Origin of the sequence: Streptomyces sp. NPDC051664 (genome assembly GCF_044453545.1) — a bacterium.
Taxonomy (GTDB): Bacteria; Actinomycetota; Actinomycetes; order Streptomycetales; family Streptomycetaceae; genus Streptomyces.
The window spans coordinates 1-17,115 of record NZ_JBITCU010000044.1; the positions used below are offsets into that span (position 1 = coordinate 1).

Annotated in this window: 11 protein-coding genes and 3 pseudogenes; 7 read left to right on the plus strand and 7 right to left on the minus strand. The window is 67.2% G+C overall.

Going from position 1 to position 17,115, the window contains the following annotated elements:
* The coding region (locus ACIA8E_RS37870) for a transposase (protein ID WP_399305611.1) at nt 1-389 on the plus strand (389 nt) is incomplete at its 5' end.
* A gap of 619 nt (nt 390-1,008) precedes the next feature.
* On the plus strand, nt 1,009-1,158 hold the full coding sequence (locus tag ACIA8E_RS37875) for a hypothetical protein (RefSeq protein WP_399305614.1): 150 nt from the start codon (nt 1,009-1,011) through the stop codon (nt 1,156-1,158).
* A 355-nt stretch (nt 1,159-1,513) separates the two neighbouring features.
* Here the strand turns inward: ACIA8E_RS37875 and ACIA8E_RS37880 are convergent, their stop codons facing one another.
* Both ACIA8E_RS37880 and ACIA8E_RS37885 read right to left on the minus strand, forming a co-directional pair.
* Nucleotides 1,514-5,452, minus strand: a complete 3,939-nt coding sequence (locus tag ACIA8E_RS37880; RefSeq protein ID WP_399305617.1) for a carboxypeptidase regulatory-like domain-containing protein — start codon at nt 5,450-5,452, stop codon at nt 1,514-1,516.
* 51 nt (nt 5,453-5,503) lie between these two features.
* Entirely contained in the window at nt 5,504-5,635 is a 132-nt protein-coding gene (locus tag ACIA8E_RS37885; protein WP_399305619.1) for a hypothetical protein, read from the minus strand.
* Between the two features lie 378 nt (nt 5,636-6,013).
* Between ACIA8E_RS37885 and ACIA8E_RS37890 the strand changes: the two are divergent.
* Nucleotides 6,014-7,445 (plus strand): annotated as a pseudogene (locus tag ACIA8E_RS37890) (transposase); the annotation flags it as partial.
* A gap of 29 nt (nt 7,446-7,474) precedes the next feature.
* On the opposite strand, the gene ACIA8E_RS37895 reads toward ACIA8E_RS37890, so the two are convergent.
* The 5 genes and pseudogenes from ACIA8E_RS37895 to ACIA8E_RS37915 form a co-directional block, all read right to left on the minus strand.
* Entirely contained in the window at nt 7,475-8,713 is a 1,239-nt protein-coding gene (locus tag ACIA8E_RS37895; RefSeq protein WP_399305622.1) for a winged helix-turn-helix domain-containing protein, read from the minus strand.
* Nucleotides 8,714-8,916: 203 nt separating this feature from the next.
* Nucleotides 8,917-9,890 (minus strand): annotated as a pseudogene (locus ACIA8E_RS37900) (alpha/beta hydrolase).
* Between the two features lie 366 nt (nt 9,891-10,256).
* A complete protein-coding gene (locus ACIA8E_RS37905) occupies nt 10,257-11,279 on the minus strand; it encodes an ABC transporter (protein ID WP_399305625.1) in 1,023 nt (340 codons plus the stop codon).
* On the minus strand, nt 11,276-12,259 hold the full coding sequence (locus ACIA8E_RS37910; RefSeq protein ID WP_399305682.1) for an ABC transporter ATP-binding protein: 984 nt from the start codon (nt 12,257-12,259) through the stop codon (nt 11,276-11,278). Before ACIA8E_RS37910 ends, ACIA8E_RS37905 begins: the two co-directional genes overlap by 4 nt.
* Before the next feature lie 13 nt (nt 12,260-12,272).
* Complete coding sequence (locus tag ACIA8E_RS37915) at nt 12,273-12,707, minus strand: GntR family transcriptional regulator (RefSeq protein WP_399305628.1); 435 nt, start codon at nt 12,705-12,707, stop codon at nt 12,273-12,275.
* Between the two features lie 1,275 nt (nt 12,708-13,982).
* Between ACIA8E_RS37915 and ACIA8E_RS37920 the strand changes: the two genes are divergently transcribed.
* From ACIA8E_RS37920 to ACIA8E_RS37935, 4 genes and pseudogenes are all read left to right on the plus strand, one after another.
* A complete protein-coding gene (locus ACIA8E_RS37920) occupies nt 13,983-14,264 on the plus strand; it encodes a hypothetical protein (protein WP_399305631.1) in 282 nt (93 codons plus the stop codon).
* Between the two features lie 119 nt (nt 14,265-14,383).
* Nucleotides 14,384-15,023 (plus strand): annotated as a pseudogene (locus tag ACIA8E_RS37925) (RNA polymerase sigma factor).
* Nucleotides 15,020-16,084 carry a CU044_5270 family protein gene (locus tag ACIA8E_RS37930; RefSeq protein ID WP_399305634.1) on the plus strand — a complete coding sequence of 355 codons (1,065 nt, stop codon included), beginning with the start codon at nt 15,020-15,022 and terminating at the stop codon, nt 16,082-16,084. The pseudogene ACIA8E_RS37925 and the gene ACIA8E_RS37930 overlap by 4 nt, the downstream one beginning before the upstream one ends.
* Nucleotides 16,085-16,361: 277 nt before the next feature.
* Nucleotides 16,362-16,907: an NUDIX hydrolase gene (locus ACIA8E_RS37935; RefSeq protein ID WP_399305636.1), complete on the plus strand. Its 546-nt coding sequence runs from the start codon at nt 16,362-16,364 to the stop codon at nt 16,905-16,907.
* The last annotated feature ends 208 nt before the right edge of the window (nt 16,908-17,115 follow it).

Below are 17,115 nucleotides of genomic sequence, written 5' to 3' on the forward strand. Positions count from 1 at the left end.
ACCGAGCCGTGGAGTTCAAGAAGTTCCTGATCCGGATCGACAAGGAGGTGCCCGCTCACCTGCAGGTCCACCTGATCGTGGACAATTACGGCACCCACAAGACTCCAGCGATCAGAGCCTGGCTGGCCAAACACCCGCGGTTCGAGCTGCACTTCACCCCGACCGGCTCCTCCTGGATCAACCAGGTCGAGCGGTGGTTCAGCTACCTGGCCCACCAGATGATCCGTCGTGGCGCACACAAGAACATCCAGGCCCTGGAAGCCGATATCCGAGCATGGGTCAAGGACTGGAATGAAGACCCCAAGCCGTTCATCTGGACCAAGACCGCCGAAGAGATCCTCGACTCCCTCGCCCGCTTCTGCCGACGGATCTCCGGCGCAGGACACTAGGACGACCGTGGGGACCAGCGAGGCAGCGGATGGCGGTAAGCCTGGTTCCGCTTCTCCTCTCTCAGCCGTTCGGAACACCAAGTATGACAGTCGACCAGTCGGCACATGCCGCCTCGTGTCAGTCATCCCCGCGGATCCGCCAACACCAGCAGCCCTCTGGGAAGCTGGCACGCGACCACCCTCGACAGACCGGTGGGGCAATGGATCACCAACCTCCGACGGCCCGACGGGCTCGGCAAGGATCCCGAACGCGCGACCCGGCGCGCCGAGCAACTCGCCGCCATCGTCCGGACTGGAACCCCGGATGGCTCGGGTGGACAGCCAACTGGCAACGCCACCACACCGGTCTGGCCACGCTCCCCGCGGGCAGTGCCGACCTCGAGGAGATCGTGCCTGGGGTGACGCATCGTGGCCACGACATCGGACGCTGGCTCGCACGGCAGGTAGGACTGGCACTCCTCAACCCCGAACAGCAACACCGCCTGGACGGACTCGGCGTGAAACCAGCTGCACGGCCCCGCAAGGGGCCCGCGAAAGTTGGCACGGCGTCCAGGTCGGGCGGTGCGGCCTTCAAGCAGGACTTGGAGGCCTCCAGCAATACCTCCAGAGGGAGGGCGCGATGCCCGGCCGGGGCCACGTCGAAGAACTCCCCGACAGCACGGAGCACCGCACCGGCATCTGGCTCGGCAGCCAGAAAGCCCACTTGCGAAAGCTCAACGCCGAGCCACTGCGCACACTCGCCGAGCTGGGAGTGGAGTGGGCCGTGTAGGACCTGTAGCACGCCGCGCTGATCGTCTACGCACGCCCGATGAGTCAGAAGCTGGGACCGTGACCGTACTCGTAGATGTCGAGGCACAAGGCGTGAGGTCGCAGACGTTGCGGGTGCGGTAGACCTCATTGAACAGGCCTTGGTGCAGAGGTCGCTTGCGGACTGCTTCCAGGTTCTCATCGCGGCCGGCAACGAGCACGGGCAGGTAGGAGACGACGGCCTCAAGCGATCGCATAGCCGCGCCTCGTACACCTTCGCCCTGGCCGTGCGAGCGTCGCCGACGGCACTTCGTCTGCTGACAGACCGGTGGGGCCGAGCGCGATTGCACCCGGCCCCACCGCAGATTCTGACGCCGTCAGTGACGGTCGACGGCGCCCTTCGCCGGCGTCTGCACCGTCATCGAGACCGGGACGGTGTCTCTGTCGCAGAACCCGTCGGTCCCGAGCCCGAGAGTCGCGGTGACCGTCCCCGGCTGAGCCGGCGCCGCATGACGCGCGTTCAACCGCACCCGCACGGTGGTGTGGCGGCCCGGCTGGATGGTGAGAGTGGTCCTGCTCTCCGCCAGCCACGGGACGTCGACCGGACCGGCCCTGTCGTAGCCGGACAGTACCGAGACCGTCGCCGACGGGTGATTCTCGGAATTCTTGCCGCCGATCAAGTGGAAGCCACGCGTACCGACGACGCCGGCCGCGAGGTTCCGCGCCTCGCCGCCGCTGGGCAGCGGGGTCCACCAGTTCATCGCCGGATCATAGGCATAACCCTGGTCGGTCACATCCGCGCCGTTGCGCGTGATCCCGCCGGAGATGAGCAGCCGTCCGTCGGCCACACCGTACGCCGCCTGCGCCATGTCGATCGGCAGGTCGGCGATCTGCGTCCAGGAATCGTCGGCCGGATCGTAGACGAAGGCGTCCTTGACCTCCCGGCTTCCGGCGACGCCGTCATCGCGGTTGGTGAAGCCGCCGGCGCAGTAGAGCTTGCCGGCCATTCCGCCGCACGATGCGTTGTTGATTCGCTCCGGATAGGAATGGATCGTGCTCCACTTGTTCGTCTTAGGGTCATAGGCGCTGGCGGTGGAGTGGAAGCTGTCGTCCAGGTTCATGCCGCCGACGGTGTACAACTTGCCGTCGAGCACCGCAGCGCCGCTGCTTGCCAGCGCGTCGGGGTTGTCAGCCGCTACGCTCCAGGTGTTCGTGGCGGGGTCGTAGACCTGTGTCCTGGTTTCGATCCCCATCGACGAGAAGTCCGCAGCGACCCAGTATCCGCCGCTGGCGTAGAACTTGCCGTCGATGAAACCACCGGACGCGGATACCACACCGGACGGCGCATCGGCCTTCTGTCGCCAGGTTTCGGTGGCCGGGTCGTAGGCGTAGAACGACGCTACGGGTGCGAAATCGTCGGCCCCCGCACCGAGCCCCGCGTAGACCGTGCCGTCATGGTCGCCGGCGACCATGGCGTCCGTGGCTGCGGGCAGGTCAGCAGTCGATGTCCATGCCGGACCTGAGGCCGTCGTGCTGGTGGACTCGTTGAGTTTGACCCTGAGTGGCGCGTCGCCGGTGTTGGTGAGCGTCAGGTCACGGGTCGCCGAACCCCTCCATGGCACGGTCGCGCTGACCGGACCACTGGTTTTAAGTCGGCCTACATGCAGGGTCAGGTCGACCGCGGTGACCTTGTTCGCGGCCAGCTTCACCTTGCGGGATGCCGAGTGGTAGGGGTATTTCGCCGCGGTGACCGTCCGTTGGCCCGTCAGCGGGGTGAAGAACCAGTAGAAGCCGTCGGCCCGACCGGGGATACCGGCCATGGGCGCGCTGGTCACGGACTGCGCCGGCTGGTCCGTGAGGGAGATGGGCACGCCGTCGACCGGCTTCGAGGTGCTGCCGTCGGTGATGTTGCCGACCACGAGGCCTCCGGGCTGCGGAGTCACCCACGCGCCGCCCAGTCGAACGTTGTCGATGGTCCACTTTCCGCCAGGACCGGCGTCCGGTGTGCTGATCTGGCGCCGGAATCTGACCCGTGCCGAGACCTCTTTTCCGCTCGCGGGCATGGCGACGGTCACGTGGCCGAACCAAATGCCGTCGTCCGACCATTCGGTCGTCCAGGTCTTGCCGCCATCCGTGCTGTAGTCAACGCTCGAAAGGCCGAGGTAGTAGTTCGTCTCGAAAGACACGAACGGCGTCTGGGAGGCAGGCACCGTGAATTCCCGAGAGATCAGCGACGAGTCAAGCGCAGTTCCGATCGTGAGGCCCGGGACATACGCGAATCCGCCGTGAACGTCGCCGACGGGGCCGTTTTGGTCGTCAAATCTCCAGGAATCTCCCGCCGCGGTGTCGACTGTCCAGTCGGCCGGCGTCGTCAGTTCGTCGAACGTCTCAGTGTCACCTTCGGACTTCTGGGTATAACCGAACGTTGAGCCGAGCGACGGCACCGGCGACGCGGTGAGGCCGATATCGTGGACCACGCTCGTGGTCTTCGTCGTCACGCTGGTGTCACGCTCTTGGTAACCGGGGTAGTTGGAGGTGGCATGCAGCGTGTAGCGGCCGTTCACCGGCAACCGGACCGAGTACTTGCCGGTGACCGGGTCGCTGTAGATCGGGCCGCCGGGAATGCCGTTGTCGACGACGATCCCGGCGTAGAGCGACCAGCCGTGGCCCGATGCGTCGGCGACGGTGCCGCTGACCGTCACCAGGGGTACCTTGGTCAACTTCGCGTCGGCCGTGGTGGTCGTGTCAGCGCTGACCGTGACATCGTTCGTCGTCTTGTCCGCGTAGGCGAAGGCGCTCACGTCGAGGTCGTACGAGCCGGCGGCCAGCCGCATCCGGTACGTGCCGTCGGGGCCCGTGGTCGTGGTCATCGACGATGCGCCGGTGACGTTGACCTTGGCGCCGGAGACGGGCTTTCCGGTCGATGCCTCGGTGATGGTGCCGCTTAGTGTGCCGGCCGGTCCGCTGGAGAACGCGGCGGTCCCGTTCGGCGTGCCGAGTCCGGTGGGTCCGTCGTAACCGGGTGCCGCCGTGCACAGGTACGTGGGGTCACAGGTGCCGTTGGAACCTGAGGTCACGTCGTTGAGGTTGTCGGTGTGCGCGTAGGGATAGCTGTTGGGATACGTGCTGTCGAGCATCGACCCGCTGAGCGCGTAGGTCGCGGCGATGATCGGTGCCGAAGCGCTGGTGCCGCCGTACTGCCCCCAGCCGGTGCCGTAGGTGGAGCCGTACGTGTCGTACACCGCGACCCCGGTGACGGGATCGGCGACCGCTGACACGTCGGCGACGGTGCGATGTGCGCAGCCGGTGTCCTTCTGGAAGGAGGGCTTCAGTTGGGTGGTCGAACAGCCGGAGCCGGGGCCGCCGCCGAGGCTGCTCCACACCGATTCCTTCCAGCCGCGCGCCGTGTCCGGATCGCGTACCAGTGACGTGCCGCCGACGGCGGTGACGTGGGGCGAGGACGCGGGGAAGGAGACGCCGTAGCTCGAGTCGCCGCTGCTGGCGACGACCGCGACACCGGGATGGTCGTAGTACTGCTGCGCGGTCTGACGGTCCGTCGGCCACTCGCCGCTTCCGGGTGTGGTCGAGTACCCGGTCCCGTAGCTGTTCGACACGTAGCTCGCACCCAGTGCGACCGCCTGGTTCACTCCGGCGCCGAGGTCGGGCATGGTGGCGCTGTCGGCCTCGACCAGGATGATGTTGGCGTTGGGAGCGATGGCCGACACCATGTCGAGGTCGAGCGAGATCTCAGCCGCCCAGCCTTCGTGGGCCTGGGGGTAGTCGCCCTGGAGACCGCGCTGATTGACCTTGATGAACTGACCGGGCTTCAGCGGCGGTAGGTCGAACTGCTCGCGGTACACGGCAAGGTCCGAGGCTGCGTTCGGGTTGTCGTAGGCGTCGACGATGGCGATCGTCGCACCGGCGCCCCCATCCTTCGGCAGGTTGTAGGCGCTGACCAGGTCGCCGGGCGCCAGGCCATGCGGAGTGGCGGAGGCGGCCCGGACGCCCTTGCCGCCTTCGACGCCGTTGACCCGCATCGCGAAGCACCGGGCCTCGAGCTTCGACTTGGGCGCGTCGCACATCGGGGTCACGCCGCCGGCAGCCCTGGTCGGCTTCGCGGCCGCCTGGTGTGCACGGTGATGTGCCCGCGCGGACGCCAGCCGGGAAGACAGCGTGGCGCCCAAGACGGGTGACGTCGAGGAGTGCGGCGTGACGCTCTTCTGAGCCGCGGCTGTCGGGGCACCGGCGGCGGGCGTCTGGGCCCCGGCGAACGTGGCGAGACAGACGGCTATGAGGAACGAAAGTGGAGCGCGCAAGCGCTCACGTCTCATCATGGACAGGGAACCCTTCATTGGGTGTGGGAGGAGTTAGAGCGGTTCGTAGCCGGAAGGCAGCTCGCAGTTGGTGTCTTCACCATCCGCGCCCTCGGGCTCGTCGTGTTCGCCGTGTTCACCGTGAAGCTCGTGCCCGCACGAACTCCAGTCGCTTGCATCGCTCATGACCAACCCTCCGCCACTACGCCCCAGATGGACGCAGTTCGCCCCGAGTATGGGTAGGGCTAACGGAAGCTAGCTATTGCGCTGATGGGTGAAAGAATTGCTAGTCCGAGCTGGACATGTCCGCTCTTCTCACGCTATGCCGGATCGAATCGCCGACTAAGCACAGACTTCGTTCTGCCCCCGCCTTCCGCGACGTGTCGTCGGTACCAACCCACACGCCCACCAACACGCGTTCCAGGGAATGGTTACGACGGTTGGGAACGACCCCACCTGGACCGGGTCTGTCAAACGAACGGCTCTGTTCCGTAGTCGGTGGTGACGGCAGGCGAAGGGCGTCGTTGACGTTGTATGTGAGATTTCAACGCCCTTATAGATATGGTGTTTTCAGGGCTTTCGGCGCTGTTCATCGAGGATGTGGCGGATGATGGCGAGGTGGCCCGGGTCATTGTCCGGACCTGGGATGTCCCGGTGCCCTGCCCGGTGTGCGGGGTGCCGACGGGGAAGGTGCACGGGTATCACGTCCGGACGGTGGCGGATGTACCGGTGGACGGTCGGCAGATCGTGGCCCGTGTACGGGTACGGCGCCTGGTCTGCCCGGTCCTGCGCTGCCGGCGGCAGACCTTCCGCGAGCAAGTTCCTGGGCTGATCGAGCGCCTTCAGCGCCGCACCACGCGTCTGACCAGCCAGGTTTCGGAGGTGGTCAAGGAGTTATGCGCCGGGCGGCCTCCCGTCTCACCCGGTTCCTGGCCATACCCCCTCTCCTGCGTCACCGCCCTGCGCCTGCTGCGGCGCATCCCCCCGCCGAGAGTGCGCGTCCCACGGGTGATCGGGGTCGTCGACTTCGCCCTGCACCGCCGTCACCGTTACGCCACGATCAACATCGACGCCGAGACCGGCGAGCGCGTCGATGTCCTGCCCGACCGCGAGGCCGCCACTATGGAGGTATGGCTGCGCGGGAAGAAGGGGATGGAGTTCGCGTGTCGGGACGGCTCATCTGTAGCGAACCCTGTGCGACAAGGTCCTGGCCGGGGTCCGCGACCACGCCCCCTGCTGGGCCGCCGTCAACCCGCCCCGGCCCGACGGCGTCCGCGAGCAAACCGCCCGCGAGCGCTGGCACAAAGTCCTCACCCCCCTCGACTCCGGCGTCGGCCTGCTCGACTGCTCCCGCAGACGCAACCTCTCTCTGAACACCATCAAGCGCTACGCCCGCATACCCGAACCGTCCGCCGCCCGCATCACCCCCGCTACCGGCCCACCCTGGTCGACCCCTACCGCGAGCACCTGCGCCGACGCCGGTCCGACAGCCCGACCGCCCCCGTCGCCCACCTCCTGCAAGAGATCGGGGAGCTGGGCTACACCGGCAGTGCCAACCTGCTGGTCCGCTACCTCAACCAGGGTCGTGCCGAAGGCGACCGTCCCGTGACAACCCCCCGGCGCTTCGCCCGGCTCCTGCTCACTCACCCCGAGCACCTGTGGACCAAGGACACCGACCTGCTCGGCCTCCTCACCGCGGCCTGTCCGGAGATGACCGCACCCGTTCGACTCACCGGCGAGTTCGCCGCGCTTCTGATCCCGGCCCAGACCAACGACGACAAACTCACGCAGTGGATCACCACCGTCCGCACTGCCGACCTGCCTCACCTGCACAGCTTCTGCAACGGCCTCGAACTCGACCGCGCGGCCGTGAACGCCGGCCTGACCCTGCCCACCGCAACGGCCACACTGAGGGCGTCAATACCCGACAAAGAGGATCATGCGACAGATGCACGGCCGAGCAGGATTCGACCTCCTCCGTCACCGCATTCCGCTCCCACGAATGCCACCGACCGTCACCACCGACTACGGAACAGAGCCGACCGATTTGACAGTCCCGTTGAGGAGCGCCACGCCGAGGGACGTGAGGCTGTGGAGCACCGCATTTCGCTGGCGGAGTGAGTGGATGAGTCCGGCTTCGCGAAGAATGGTTGCGTGTTCGCTTGCGCTCGCGGGCGCGATACCTGCAAGTGCGGCCAATTCCTTGGTGGAACAGCCTTGGTGCTTTGCGATGGTGGTGAGCACCAGGGTGCGCGTGCGGCCGAGAAGCGTCGACACGCTGGGGGAAGTTACGTGGCCAGGCATGGAAGCAAGGGCGGTGAGTCCACGAAGGGGCTGGTCCTGACAGGCGGGGTAGCTCACGGAAACGGGCCTGCCGTGGGTAACGATGGCGCGTGGACAGAACATCGATGGGATGAGCAAGAAGCCTTGCCCGTCCAGGTAAAAGTCCTGGTCGGCACCGTTCAGCATTTTGATTTCCAGAACTGGCGAGTTCCATCGCATCCACTCGGGGTTGGCCCGGGCCAGCAGCTGCTCGACACCGCCAGTGAGTAGTTGCTGCAGGCGCAGAGTTCGGTCGACCTCCAGTTGTTCCGTGAACTGGTGCCAGTGCGGGGCGAGCAGGGATGCATGGAGATGACGGAGCCCTGTGCAGAGCTCGGTAAACAGAGATGCATCGTCTGCTAGGCGGCGGGACCATTCGGGCAGAGAAGGATTATGATGCGCTATTTCGAGTAGATTCGCCCTTACGCGCTCGCGAGGCGTGCGGCGTACCTGTTCCAAAAGTTCTTCGATAGCACCCACTTTGGTGGGACTGAGGAAGCCTGGCGAATATCCCACGGCAGGCATGAGGGCTAGGGTCATGCGCGCTTGGGCAGACAGCTGTGCGCGAGCACGGTGGCGCCAAGATTCGAGCCGGGCGGGCTGGCAGCGGCTCTGTAGGACTCGCGCTGCAAGTTCCAGCTCATGCAGCGGCATCGGCGCCTCGGCCACACGAGTCCGGGCCAGATCCTGAACCGTGAAGTGTATGCGGTAGACCATGACAGCGTGAGGTGGCCCTTCGGAAATGTTGTTCTTCGGTCCAGGCCGAATCAGGTAGAGATCGTATTGGTCGCAGGAGAGAAGCTTGATCCAGCTGCCGGCATACACAAATGACGGCGGCCAGTAGCAGGCCAAGGGTATCGACGCCGATGTGATGCTTGCGATCGCCACCCGACGACAATGCGAGAACCTCAGTAGCCACTGATCGACCTCGTCGGCATACACGGCACCAACGCCATCCTTGCCGCAGTCGACGGCTCGAAGGCGAATCAGTGGGCTGACATTCCTCCCTACATCGGGGTGTGCTGGGGCGCCTGGGCTGCCACGGCCTGACTCTTCTTCCGTCGGAACCGGCTACGGGACACATGCGCGCCCAACATGCTGCGACGACCTATGGCATCCGCCATCGGCTCGGACCCCAGAGCAGGTCAGACATGCGTGCCAAAAGCCTGCCTGAGCGTGGCGATGGCCTCGGCAATCGCCCCGCGGGCCGCCTGCGTGGACGCCAGTGCGTTGAGCATGACGAAGTCGTGTGTGGTCCCGCTGTACCGGGTCGCGGTGACCGACACTCCCGCAGCGCGGAGCTTTGCCGCGTAGGCCTCACCTTCGTCCCGCACGATGTCGGCCTCCGCGGTGATGACGAGCGCCGGGGGCAGACCGGTGAGCTGCTCCGCGGTGGCCCGCAGCGGACTGGCAGTGATCTCTGCGCGTTGCGCCTCGTCGGTCGTGTACTGGTCCCAGAACCACTGCATGGCAGGCGCAGCAAGTAACCCTCGGCGAACCGGTGATAGGAGCCGGCATCGAAGCTCGCGTCAGTGACGGGGTACAACAGCACCTGCTGGATGAACGAGACGCCCCCGCGTTCCTTGGCCAGCAGCGTGAGGGACGCAGCCATGTTGCCGCCCACCGAGTCACCGGCGACGGCCAGCCGTTTGGGGTCGATGCCGTGGTCGGCTCCCTGGCTCGTCAGCCATCGGGCCACCGCGTAGCACTCCTCCAACGCGATGGGGTAGCGCGCTTCGGGGGACAGCGTGTATTCGGGGAAGACCAGCGCGGTTCGCGCGCCCACTGCCAGCTCACGCACCAGCCGGTCGTGCGTGTCGGCATTGCCGAAGACCCAGCCAGGGCCGTGGATGTACAACGTGGCGGGCGGCATGCCGGCGACTCCCCTGGGGCGCAGGATGCGCACCGCGACGCTGCCCTTCGGTCCGCCGGAGACCGCGACCCAGTGGTCGTCCATCTCCAGCATGTCGAGTGCTCCGGACTGCGCCTTCTCCAGCGCAGTGCGGCCCTGCACCGATCCCAGATCGAACGGGAACGGCGGGGACGCGGTCGCCTCGGCGAGCTCGCGAGCGGCCGGTTCCAGAACCGGTTCCCTCGGGGGGAGGACGTAATCAGGCATCACACATTCCTTGGCGGGTGAGGGCACCGTGCGCAGGGCACGGGGATATCGGCGGTGAGCTGCCCCGAGTTTCGTAGCGGCCGATTTGTTTGTTTTCAGGCGGTGTTCGGGGCCGCCAGGGAACGGTAGTGCGTGGCCTCGAAGCCCTCGGGGGGGAAGGTAGTCGAGGGGGAGTGCAGACGCTGGGTTGTACCAGCCGGGAGTTGAGCCAGGACGCACGACGCCCCAGGCGACTGCCTGGGGCGTCGTGGTGGCTGCGGCCCGCCGTGCGCGCGGGACGCTTGGCGGGATGGCGATTCGCCCCTGGGTTCCTGGTAGCGAGGACGCGCAGGAGAAGGGCTGACTTCGCGCGCTGGCTCATTAATGTCAGACGAGGCGCTTGCGGCCCCATATGAAGATGAACACCGCGACGGCGGCAGTCAGGGCGAAGAGGATCGAGGCGCCGAACCACTGCATGCTGCTCATCTGCGAGATCGGCAGGTAGTCCACCCTCCAGCCCACGAGGTCGTACTTCTGAGTACAGACCTTCTGCGACGTCTCGTGTACGCAGGTGCCCCAGCCGTAGGTCTGCCCGGAGCTTGAGATGAGCCAGCGGTCGATCTCCAGGGCGGCTCCAGGAAGCTGCGCCCCCGCGCCCGGACCGACTCCCTTGTCAGTGGTGATCGTGACGACGTGGCCGAGGTTCAGCCGCTGAAAGTGCCAGACCACCTGGACGACGACGGCGAAGGCGAAGGTGACGAGCATGGAGATCAGGGTGCGGCGCAGGAGCATGCCGATCGCCACACCACTCACGACGGTGAAGAGTGTGAGCGCGACGGGCACGGGGCCGGTGTTGTCGAACGCGGAGCCATCGCTCCACCCCAGAACTGTGGCCTCGTACTTAACCGGCCCCCACCACCGGCCGAACGCGATGGACAGCGCCGCCATGCACACGATGACCACCAGGGCGCTGATGCCCAGCTTGGTGGCCAGCCAGCGGCTGGGGCTGACGGACTGCGAGGCGACGAGTTTGGCGGTGCCGTTTTCCAGGTCGCCGGCGAGCAGCGGGGCGCCGAGGAAGACGCCCAGCACGATGGGAATGAAGCCGAGGCCGTAGCTCACGAATTGAAGCCGTTGGGGGTGTACGCCCACGAGCCACTTGTCGGACGTTGAGTGGGGCCAGCCATGGGCGGTGAGGTAGTCCAGCAGGTTGGCACGCTGATGGACCAGCAAAGTCACGGTAACGGCGGTGGCGGCAAGGAGGGTCCAGAAGCCGGCCCTGTGCTGGCGCCAGATGAGCCAGGTCACACCGCTGAGCCGGGGGCCGCGAGTGGCCATCGGGGATGCAGTTGACCCGTCGGAGCCGGTAGCCCCGTTGGGTCCGGCGGGGGTCTTGGTGAGGTTGCTCATGCCGCCGTCACCCGCGAGCCGTTGGAGCTGTAAGTCTGACCGGGGACCTGAGCTCCGGGACTGATCAGAGGTGGCGCGTCGGGGCAGCGCAGATAGGAGAGCAAGAGTTCCTCCATGTTCGGGGTGTGGCTCTGCCACTGGCCGGTCACCGGGCCGTCGGGGCGAATGAGGGCGGTGACCTGGCGTCCGCTGGTGCGGCATTCGACGACGGTGTGGCCGACGAGCCCCGCCGGAACACCCTGGGCATGGCCCTGCCTCTGCCTGTCGCCCTCCCCGCTCGAGGCGCCCTGCAACAGCACGTGGGCGCTGCGGATCTCGTCCACATCACCGGCCACGCGCAGTCCGCCCGTGGAGACGACGAGGAGGAAGTCGCAGACGCTCTCCAGCTCGCTGAGCATGTGGGAGGACATCAGCACAGTGGTGCCGTGTTCAGCGGCCTCGGCCAGCAACATACTCATGAGCTCATGCCGTACCAGCGGGTCGAGGTCGGACATCGGCTCGTCGAGCAGCAGCAGGTCGGGCCGTTTACCGAAGGCGAGGGCGAAGGCTACCCGGGTGCGCTGCCCGCCGGAGAGGGTGCCGATCTTCGCCTCCATGGGCACATTGCCCGCGCGGACGATGTTCTCGGCGGCCCGCTGGTCCCAGCCGGGGTTCAGTTCGCGTCCCAGGCGCAGCGTCTCGGCCACGGTGAAGCGGCGAAACAGCGGTTTTTCCTGGGCGAGGAACGCCGTACGCCGCCTAGCCTCCACGGATTCCGGTGCCGCGCCGAACACCTTGAGGGTGCCGTCCGTTGGCTCCAGCAGATTGGCGGCGATTGCCAGCAGCGTCGTCTTTCCCGCACCGTTGGGGCCCACCAGCCCGCAGATCCGGCCGGCCGGCAGCCGGAACGAGCAGTCCCGCAGGGCCCAGCCCCGACGGTACTTCCTGCCCACTCCGTAGGCCTCTATCGCCGACTCCTCCGCCGGGCCTGCAACGTCCATGGCATCCCTGGCGTTACTCACTGGTGCTCCTCATTTCCGAACTTCTTGCTGTTCCGGCGGCCGCCGTGGTCTCGGCGTACCGCTGCTCCAGGACCGACGCGACCAGCGCGGTCACGTCCTCCCGCTCCAGGCCCGCCTCGCGTGCCCGCGTCATCCACGCGTCCAGCTCCCCGCGCAACGGGGAGTCGGAACCCGCCTGGGGGCGGGCCAGTGACCGGCGTACGAAGGTGCCCTGGCCGGGCCTTGGCTCGACCAGCCCTTCGCGTTCCAGCTCCCGGTAGGCCTTGAGCGTGGTGTTCGGGTTGACGGCGCAGGTCTCGGCGACCTCCTTGGCGGTGGGTAGCCGGTCCCCCGGTACCAGAACACCGAGCCGCAGGGCCTGCTTGGTCTGCTGGACGATCTGCTGGTAGGCGGCGACCCCGCTCCGCCTGTCGATGCGGAATTCCACGAACCCTCTCACCCTTTAGCTACTCGATTAGTGGAATGGTGATGATGGAGGGCGGGTCCGAGACCTGTCAAACGGACGGGTCTCCACGGCGCCGTCGAGACAGAACCGTGACCAGATAGCGGCGAAGCGCGCGGGTGAACGTCGAGTACCCGCCCTCATGGCCCGGGCCCCTGCCCCTGCCCCTGCCCCTGCCCCTGCCCCTGCCCCTGCCCCTGCCGAACAGGGTCGAGCCCACAAGCGCAGCACGTCCGCCAGCCGCTACGGCGGTAGCTCGGCGTGCGCCACGGGTTTGATGCATGCCGGTGCCCGCCGCGGGACGGTGACCGTCAAGGCTCACTGGGCCGGGCTTCGACATCCGCCTGGCAGTACTGGCACTCCCAGACCGCCTCCAGCCGGGCCAGGTCATCGCGCCGCTACTGCTCCAGAGCTCGCGCGGCCTCGCGCTCCTGGCGGCGCTACTGAAGGCGCGACCGGGGCCTGACGACTCATCGGTCATCTATCAGCCCGCGTCCGGAAACGCGAAGGGTCATGGTGAGTAGCGGACCATCAACTCGATGGTGAGGGCAGAGACCGGCAGAGCTCCGGTGCTGCACCGGACACCACTCACCACGCCGCATGACCAACCAGACACCAGCAGACGAGTCAGCTGCGGGCCAACCAAGCGACGAACACGCCGCCCGCTCGCGCGTCACCACATGGGCATCCCGCCCGGCACGGAGAGTGAGTCCGCAGCGCCCAGGCCGACCCTGTACGGCGCCAGCCCCTGAAGCTTCCGGAACGGCGCCGTGTCACTGCCCTCCCGGAAGCCACGGCACCCACGACCGGCAGGCGGGCGACCTTCGCCAGCCGCTCCGCCGACCGGCCGTGGTGACTTCCCGTGAAACCCACCACGGCTCGCGTCCACAGCCCGATAGCGACTTCCACACACCGCGCTCATCCGCAGACGACAAGACTGTGGTCATACCCGGATGCCACGAACGGGCCGAACTGCTAGTCATCTTGGGCATCAGGTCCATCCTTCACCCAGACCGGCTGTGCGTTGTCCGCGTAGTGTTCCCGATCCCGCGATCGAAGCGGGGCATCCGTCGGGGGAATGAGCGCTGCGGCAGGCTCGGGTGGTGGAACCTGAACTAGCCTGTGCCGCGGCTTGAGCAACGCAGGGTCGGGGTGAAGGGCCAGGCCACGTTCTTGCCGATCAGGCACGTCACGCCGGGGTCAACCGCCATGGCGGCGCCGAGTGATGCGTGCCCCGCCTCGCCCCGGCCTCGCCCCCAGGTGCCGGCTCAGGCCTCCGACGAGGCCCAGCCCAACCGCGACCATGTCGGCCAAGGCAAGCTGGACGAAAGAGCAGAGGCCATCGCGACCATGGAGCGCGCTCTCGCCCAGCAGAGTCAGACCTACGACGCCTTGGGTGGCGGGATCCTCTCGGCCGCCATGCTGTACGACCCGAACCGCGGGAAACGGCTCCGTCACGAGCTGTGGCAGTACGCGAACCGCACGGCATACCGGATGCGGGAGCCCGCCGCCGGGGACGAGGACACCACTCCCGGAGTCTGATCCGGGGCATACTGTCCACTCCCTGCCTGCTGGTTGGCGAGCCGGCCGCGGAGCCCATGTTTCCTGACCGTGTGACGCACGCCACGGGAACCTGCCCTGCCGTCTGGACAAAGCTTGACGTGGACTACTCATTGCACACCCGAATACGGGCAGGCGACCCCGAGGCGTTCCGCGAGCTCTTCCGTGACCACGCCCGACTGGTCCACCGGCACGCGGTGCGCGTGACCGGGGACTGGACCGTCGCCGAGGACATCGTCTCGCTTGACCTTCTTGGAGGCGTGGCGGCTGCGCGTCAAGCTGCGGGACGAGGGCGACAGTCCGCGCCCCTGGCTGATGGGCATCGCCGTGAACGTACTGCGCAACACCACCCGCGCTGCGCGCCGCCACCAGCGGGCCCTGCAGCGTCTGCCGGCCAAGGAAACGGTCCCGGACTTCGCCGACGAACTCGTCGGCCGCATAGCCGATGCCGACCAGTTGGCTGCCGCCCAGCGGGTGCTGAAGAAGCTGACCCGGAGCGAGCGCGAGGTCTTCACGCTCTGTGTGTGGTCCGGGCTCGGCTACGCGGAGGCGGCGGCCGTGCTCGGCGTCCCGGTCGGCACCGTGCGCTCGCGCCTGTCCCGCGCCCGCAAACGGCTGACCAAGCTGCCCGACGAAGAATTGAGGAAACCCACGGAACCGCTACCGCGCAACGGACAAGTACAGGGCGGCCGCACTTCTGCGGCCCGGTCATACGAGTCGTACGAGGAGAGGTCCGGATGATCCGCAAGAAGTCTCGGCGTGAGGAGTCGCTGGACCACGCGGAGCTGGCCCGGTTGCTGCCGGCGCCCGGTGACCCGCACCTGTCGCTCGACCGTCACCTGCTTCTCGAGGAGCACCTGATGAACGAGATCCAGCCCACCGCACCCGCCCCTGCGCCGTCCCGCCGCCCGGCACGCCGTGTCCTGCGGATCGGTGTCCCGGTCACCGCCGCCGCCCTGGCCGGCGCATTCGCCTTCACCGTGCTGACGGGTTCCGGGGGCAGCGGCACGACCGCGGCCACCCCGCCCCCGGTCGAAGCGCCAGTCGTCCGCATCGAGCCCGGCAGCACTGCCCAGCTCGCCTCCACGGTCGAGCGCATCGCCGCCGCCGCCTCGGCCAGCAAGACGCCCGAACCCGGCCCGGGCCAGTACATCTATATCAAGAGCGAGGTCTCCTCCCTCCTCGTCTCGCACACCGACGCATACAAGTCCAAGAGCTGGGTCCAGCCCCTGCATATCCGTGAGGTATGGAATTCCCGCGACGGCAAGCAGGGCTGGCTGGACGAGCCCGGTTACCAGTCCAAGGGCGGCATCGCCCTCAACAGCGACGTCGAGCGCACCTTGGGCGGCCCCTCCTACGACTACCTCAAGACGCTGCCCACCGACCCGGACGCCCTGCTGAAGAAGATCTACAAGGAGACCAAGGGCCAGGGGAACTCCCCGGACCAGGAGGCATTCACCACTGTCGGCGACCTGCTCAAGGAGCAGCTCGCACCGGCCAAGCTGAACGCGGCGCTGTACCAGGCCGCGGGCAAGATCCCCGGGGTTGTGGTGGTGGACCATGCCAAGGACGCCGCAGGACGCGAGGGCATCGCCCTGGCCCAGGTCGACCAGCAGAGCGGCGATCGCACCGAATGGATCTTCGACCCCAAGACGTACGCCTATCTCGGCAGCCGCGGTGTCCAGGTCAGGCAGGTCGGCGCCATCAAGCCTGGCACGGTCGTCGGATGCACCGCCGTGCTGGAGCGGGCCGTCGTCGACGCCCAGAAGCAGCGCCCCGGCGCGCAAGGTGGCGATGCGTGAGAACGCGATCGCCCCGCTGGGATCCACTCGGTCGCCCCGCCCTTGGCGGTGATCCTGCCGCGCTTGTCCTGCGGGTACAGGTCTTCCACGTTCAGGCACAGCACCTCATCGGCCCGTGCGGCAGACTCGTAGAGCATCATCCACTGCGTCTTCTCCCGCAGGGCGACGTCCAGGCGCCACAGGGCGGCACCTCGCCCCCCGGCATCTATGAGGTCCCCGCACCCGACCGCGAAGCCATCGCGGCGACCTAGCTCTCCTACTTCAACAGGTGATCACCATGACCATCACGGCAGACCACATCCGTACCACCCTCACCGCCTACCTCGACCAGCATCCCGAGGACGAACACGAGCTCGGTACCGTCCTTGGCTTGCTCGACGACGGAGACGACCTCACCAGCCGGAAAACGCTGCCCGGCCACGTCACCGCCGGCGCGATCCTTATCGGCCCCGACAACCGCGTACTGCACATTCTCCACAACGCAACCCAAAAATGGCTTCTGCCCGGCGGTCACCTGGAGCCCGACGACCAGACGCTCCTGCAGGCCGCCGGCCGCGAACTCACCGAGGAAACCGGAATCCCGCCACACCTCGTCACCCCGCGCAGCGACACCCCACTCCACATCGACATCCACCCCATCGACGCCAACCCCGCCAAGGACGAACCCGCCCACCAGCACATCGACTTCCGCTTCCTCTTCCACACCACCGCCGACATCGGCGAACTACAGACCGAAGAGATCAGCGACGCCGCCTGGCGCGAGACCGACAGCCTCCACGACGAGCAGCTCAAACAACGCGTCACCCAAGCACTCCGCTTCTGACCGCCGGAACCCCGAACAAGGCCGGCGTGCAGGCGCTGGCGAGCGCGGTCGACTTGACGCTGCTAATGGTGGCGGCTGATCCCGTGCCGATGCCTGCCGGGGTGATCTCGCCGAGCATCCTGGGCGTCGCCAGACGACGCGGCGGGTGCCAGGATCCGAAGGCCCTGACAACCGCCGCCCTTAGGCCGGGACGGTTCACGTCACCGGT

Bases quoted from the DNA above. Each gene is read 5' to 3' on its own strand.
- ACIA8E_RS37910 (WP_399305682.1), bottom strand. From the start codon at position 12,259: ATGGACGTTGCAGGCCCGGCGGAGGAGTCGGCGATAGAGGCCTACGGA.
- ACIA8E_RS37885 (WP_399305619.1), bottom strand. From the start codon at position 5,635: ATGAGCGATGCAAGCGACTGGAGTTCGTGCGGGCACGAGCTTCACGGT.
- ACIA8E_RS37875 (WP_399305614.1), top strand. From the start codon at position 1,009: ATGCCCGGCCGGGGCCACGTCGAAGAACTCCCCGACAGCACGGAGCAC.
- ACIA8E_RS37935 (WP_399305636.1), top strand. From the start codon at position 16,362: ATGACCATCACGGCAGACCACATCCGTACCACCCTCACCGCCTACCTC.
- ACIA8E_RS37930 (WP_399305634.1), top strand. From the start codon at position 15,020: ATGATCCGCAAGAAGTCTCGGCGTGAGGAGTCGCTGGACCACGCGGAG.
- ACIA8E_RS37905 (WP_399305625.1), bottom strand. From the start codon at position 11,279: ATGAGCAACCTCACCAAGACCCCCGCCGGACCCAACGGGGCTACCGGC.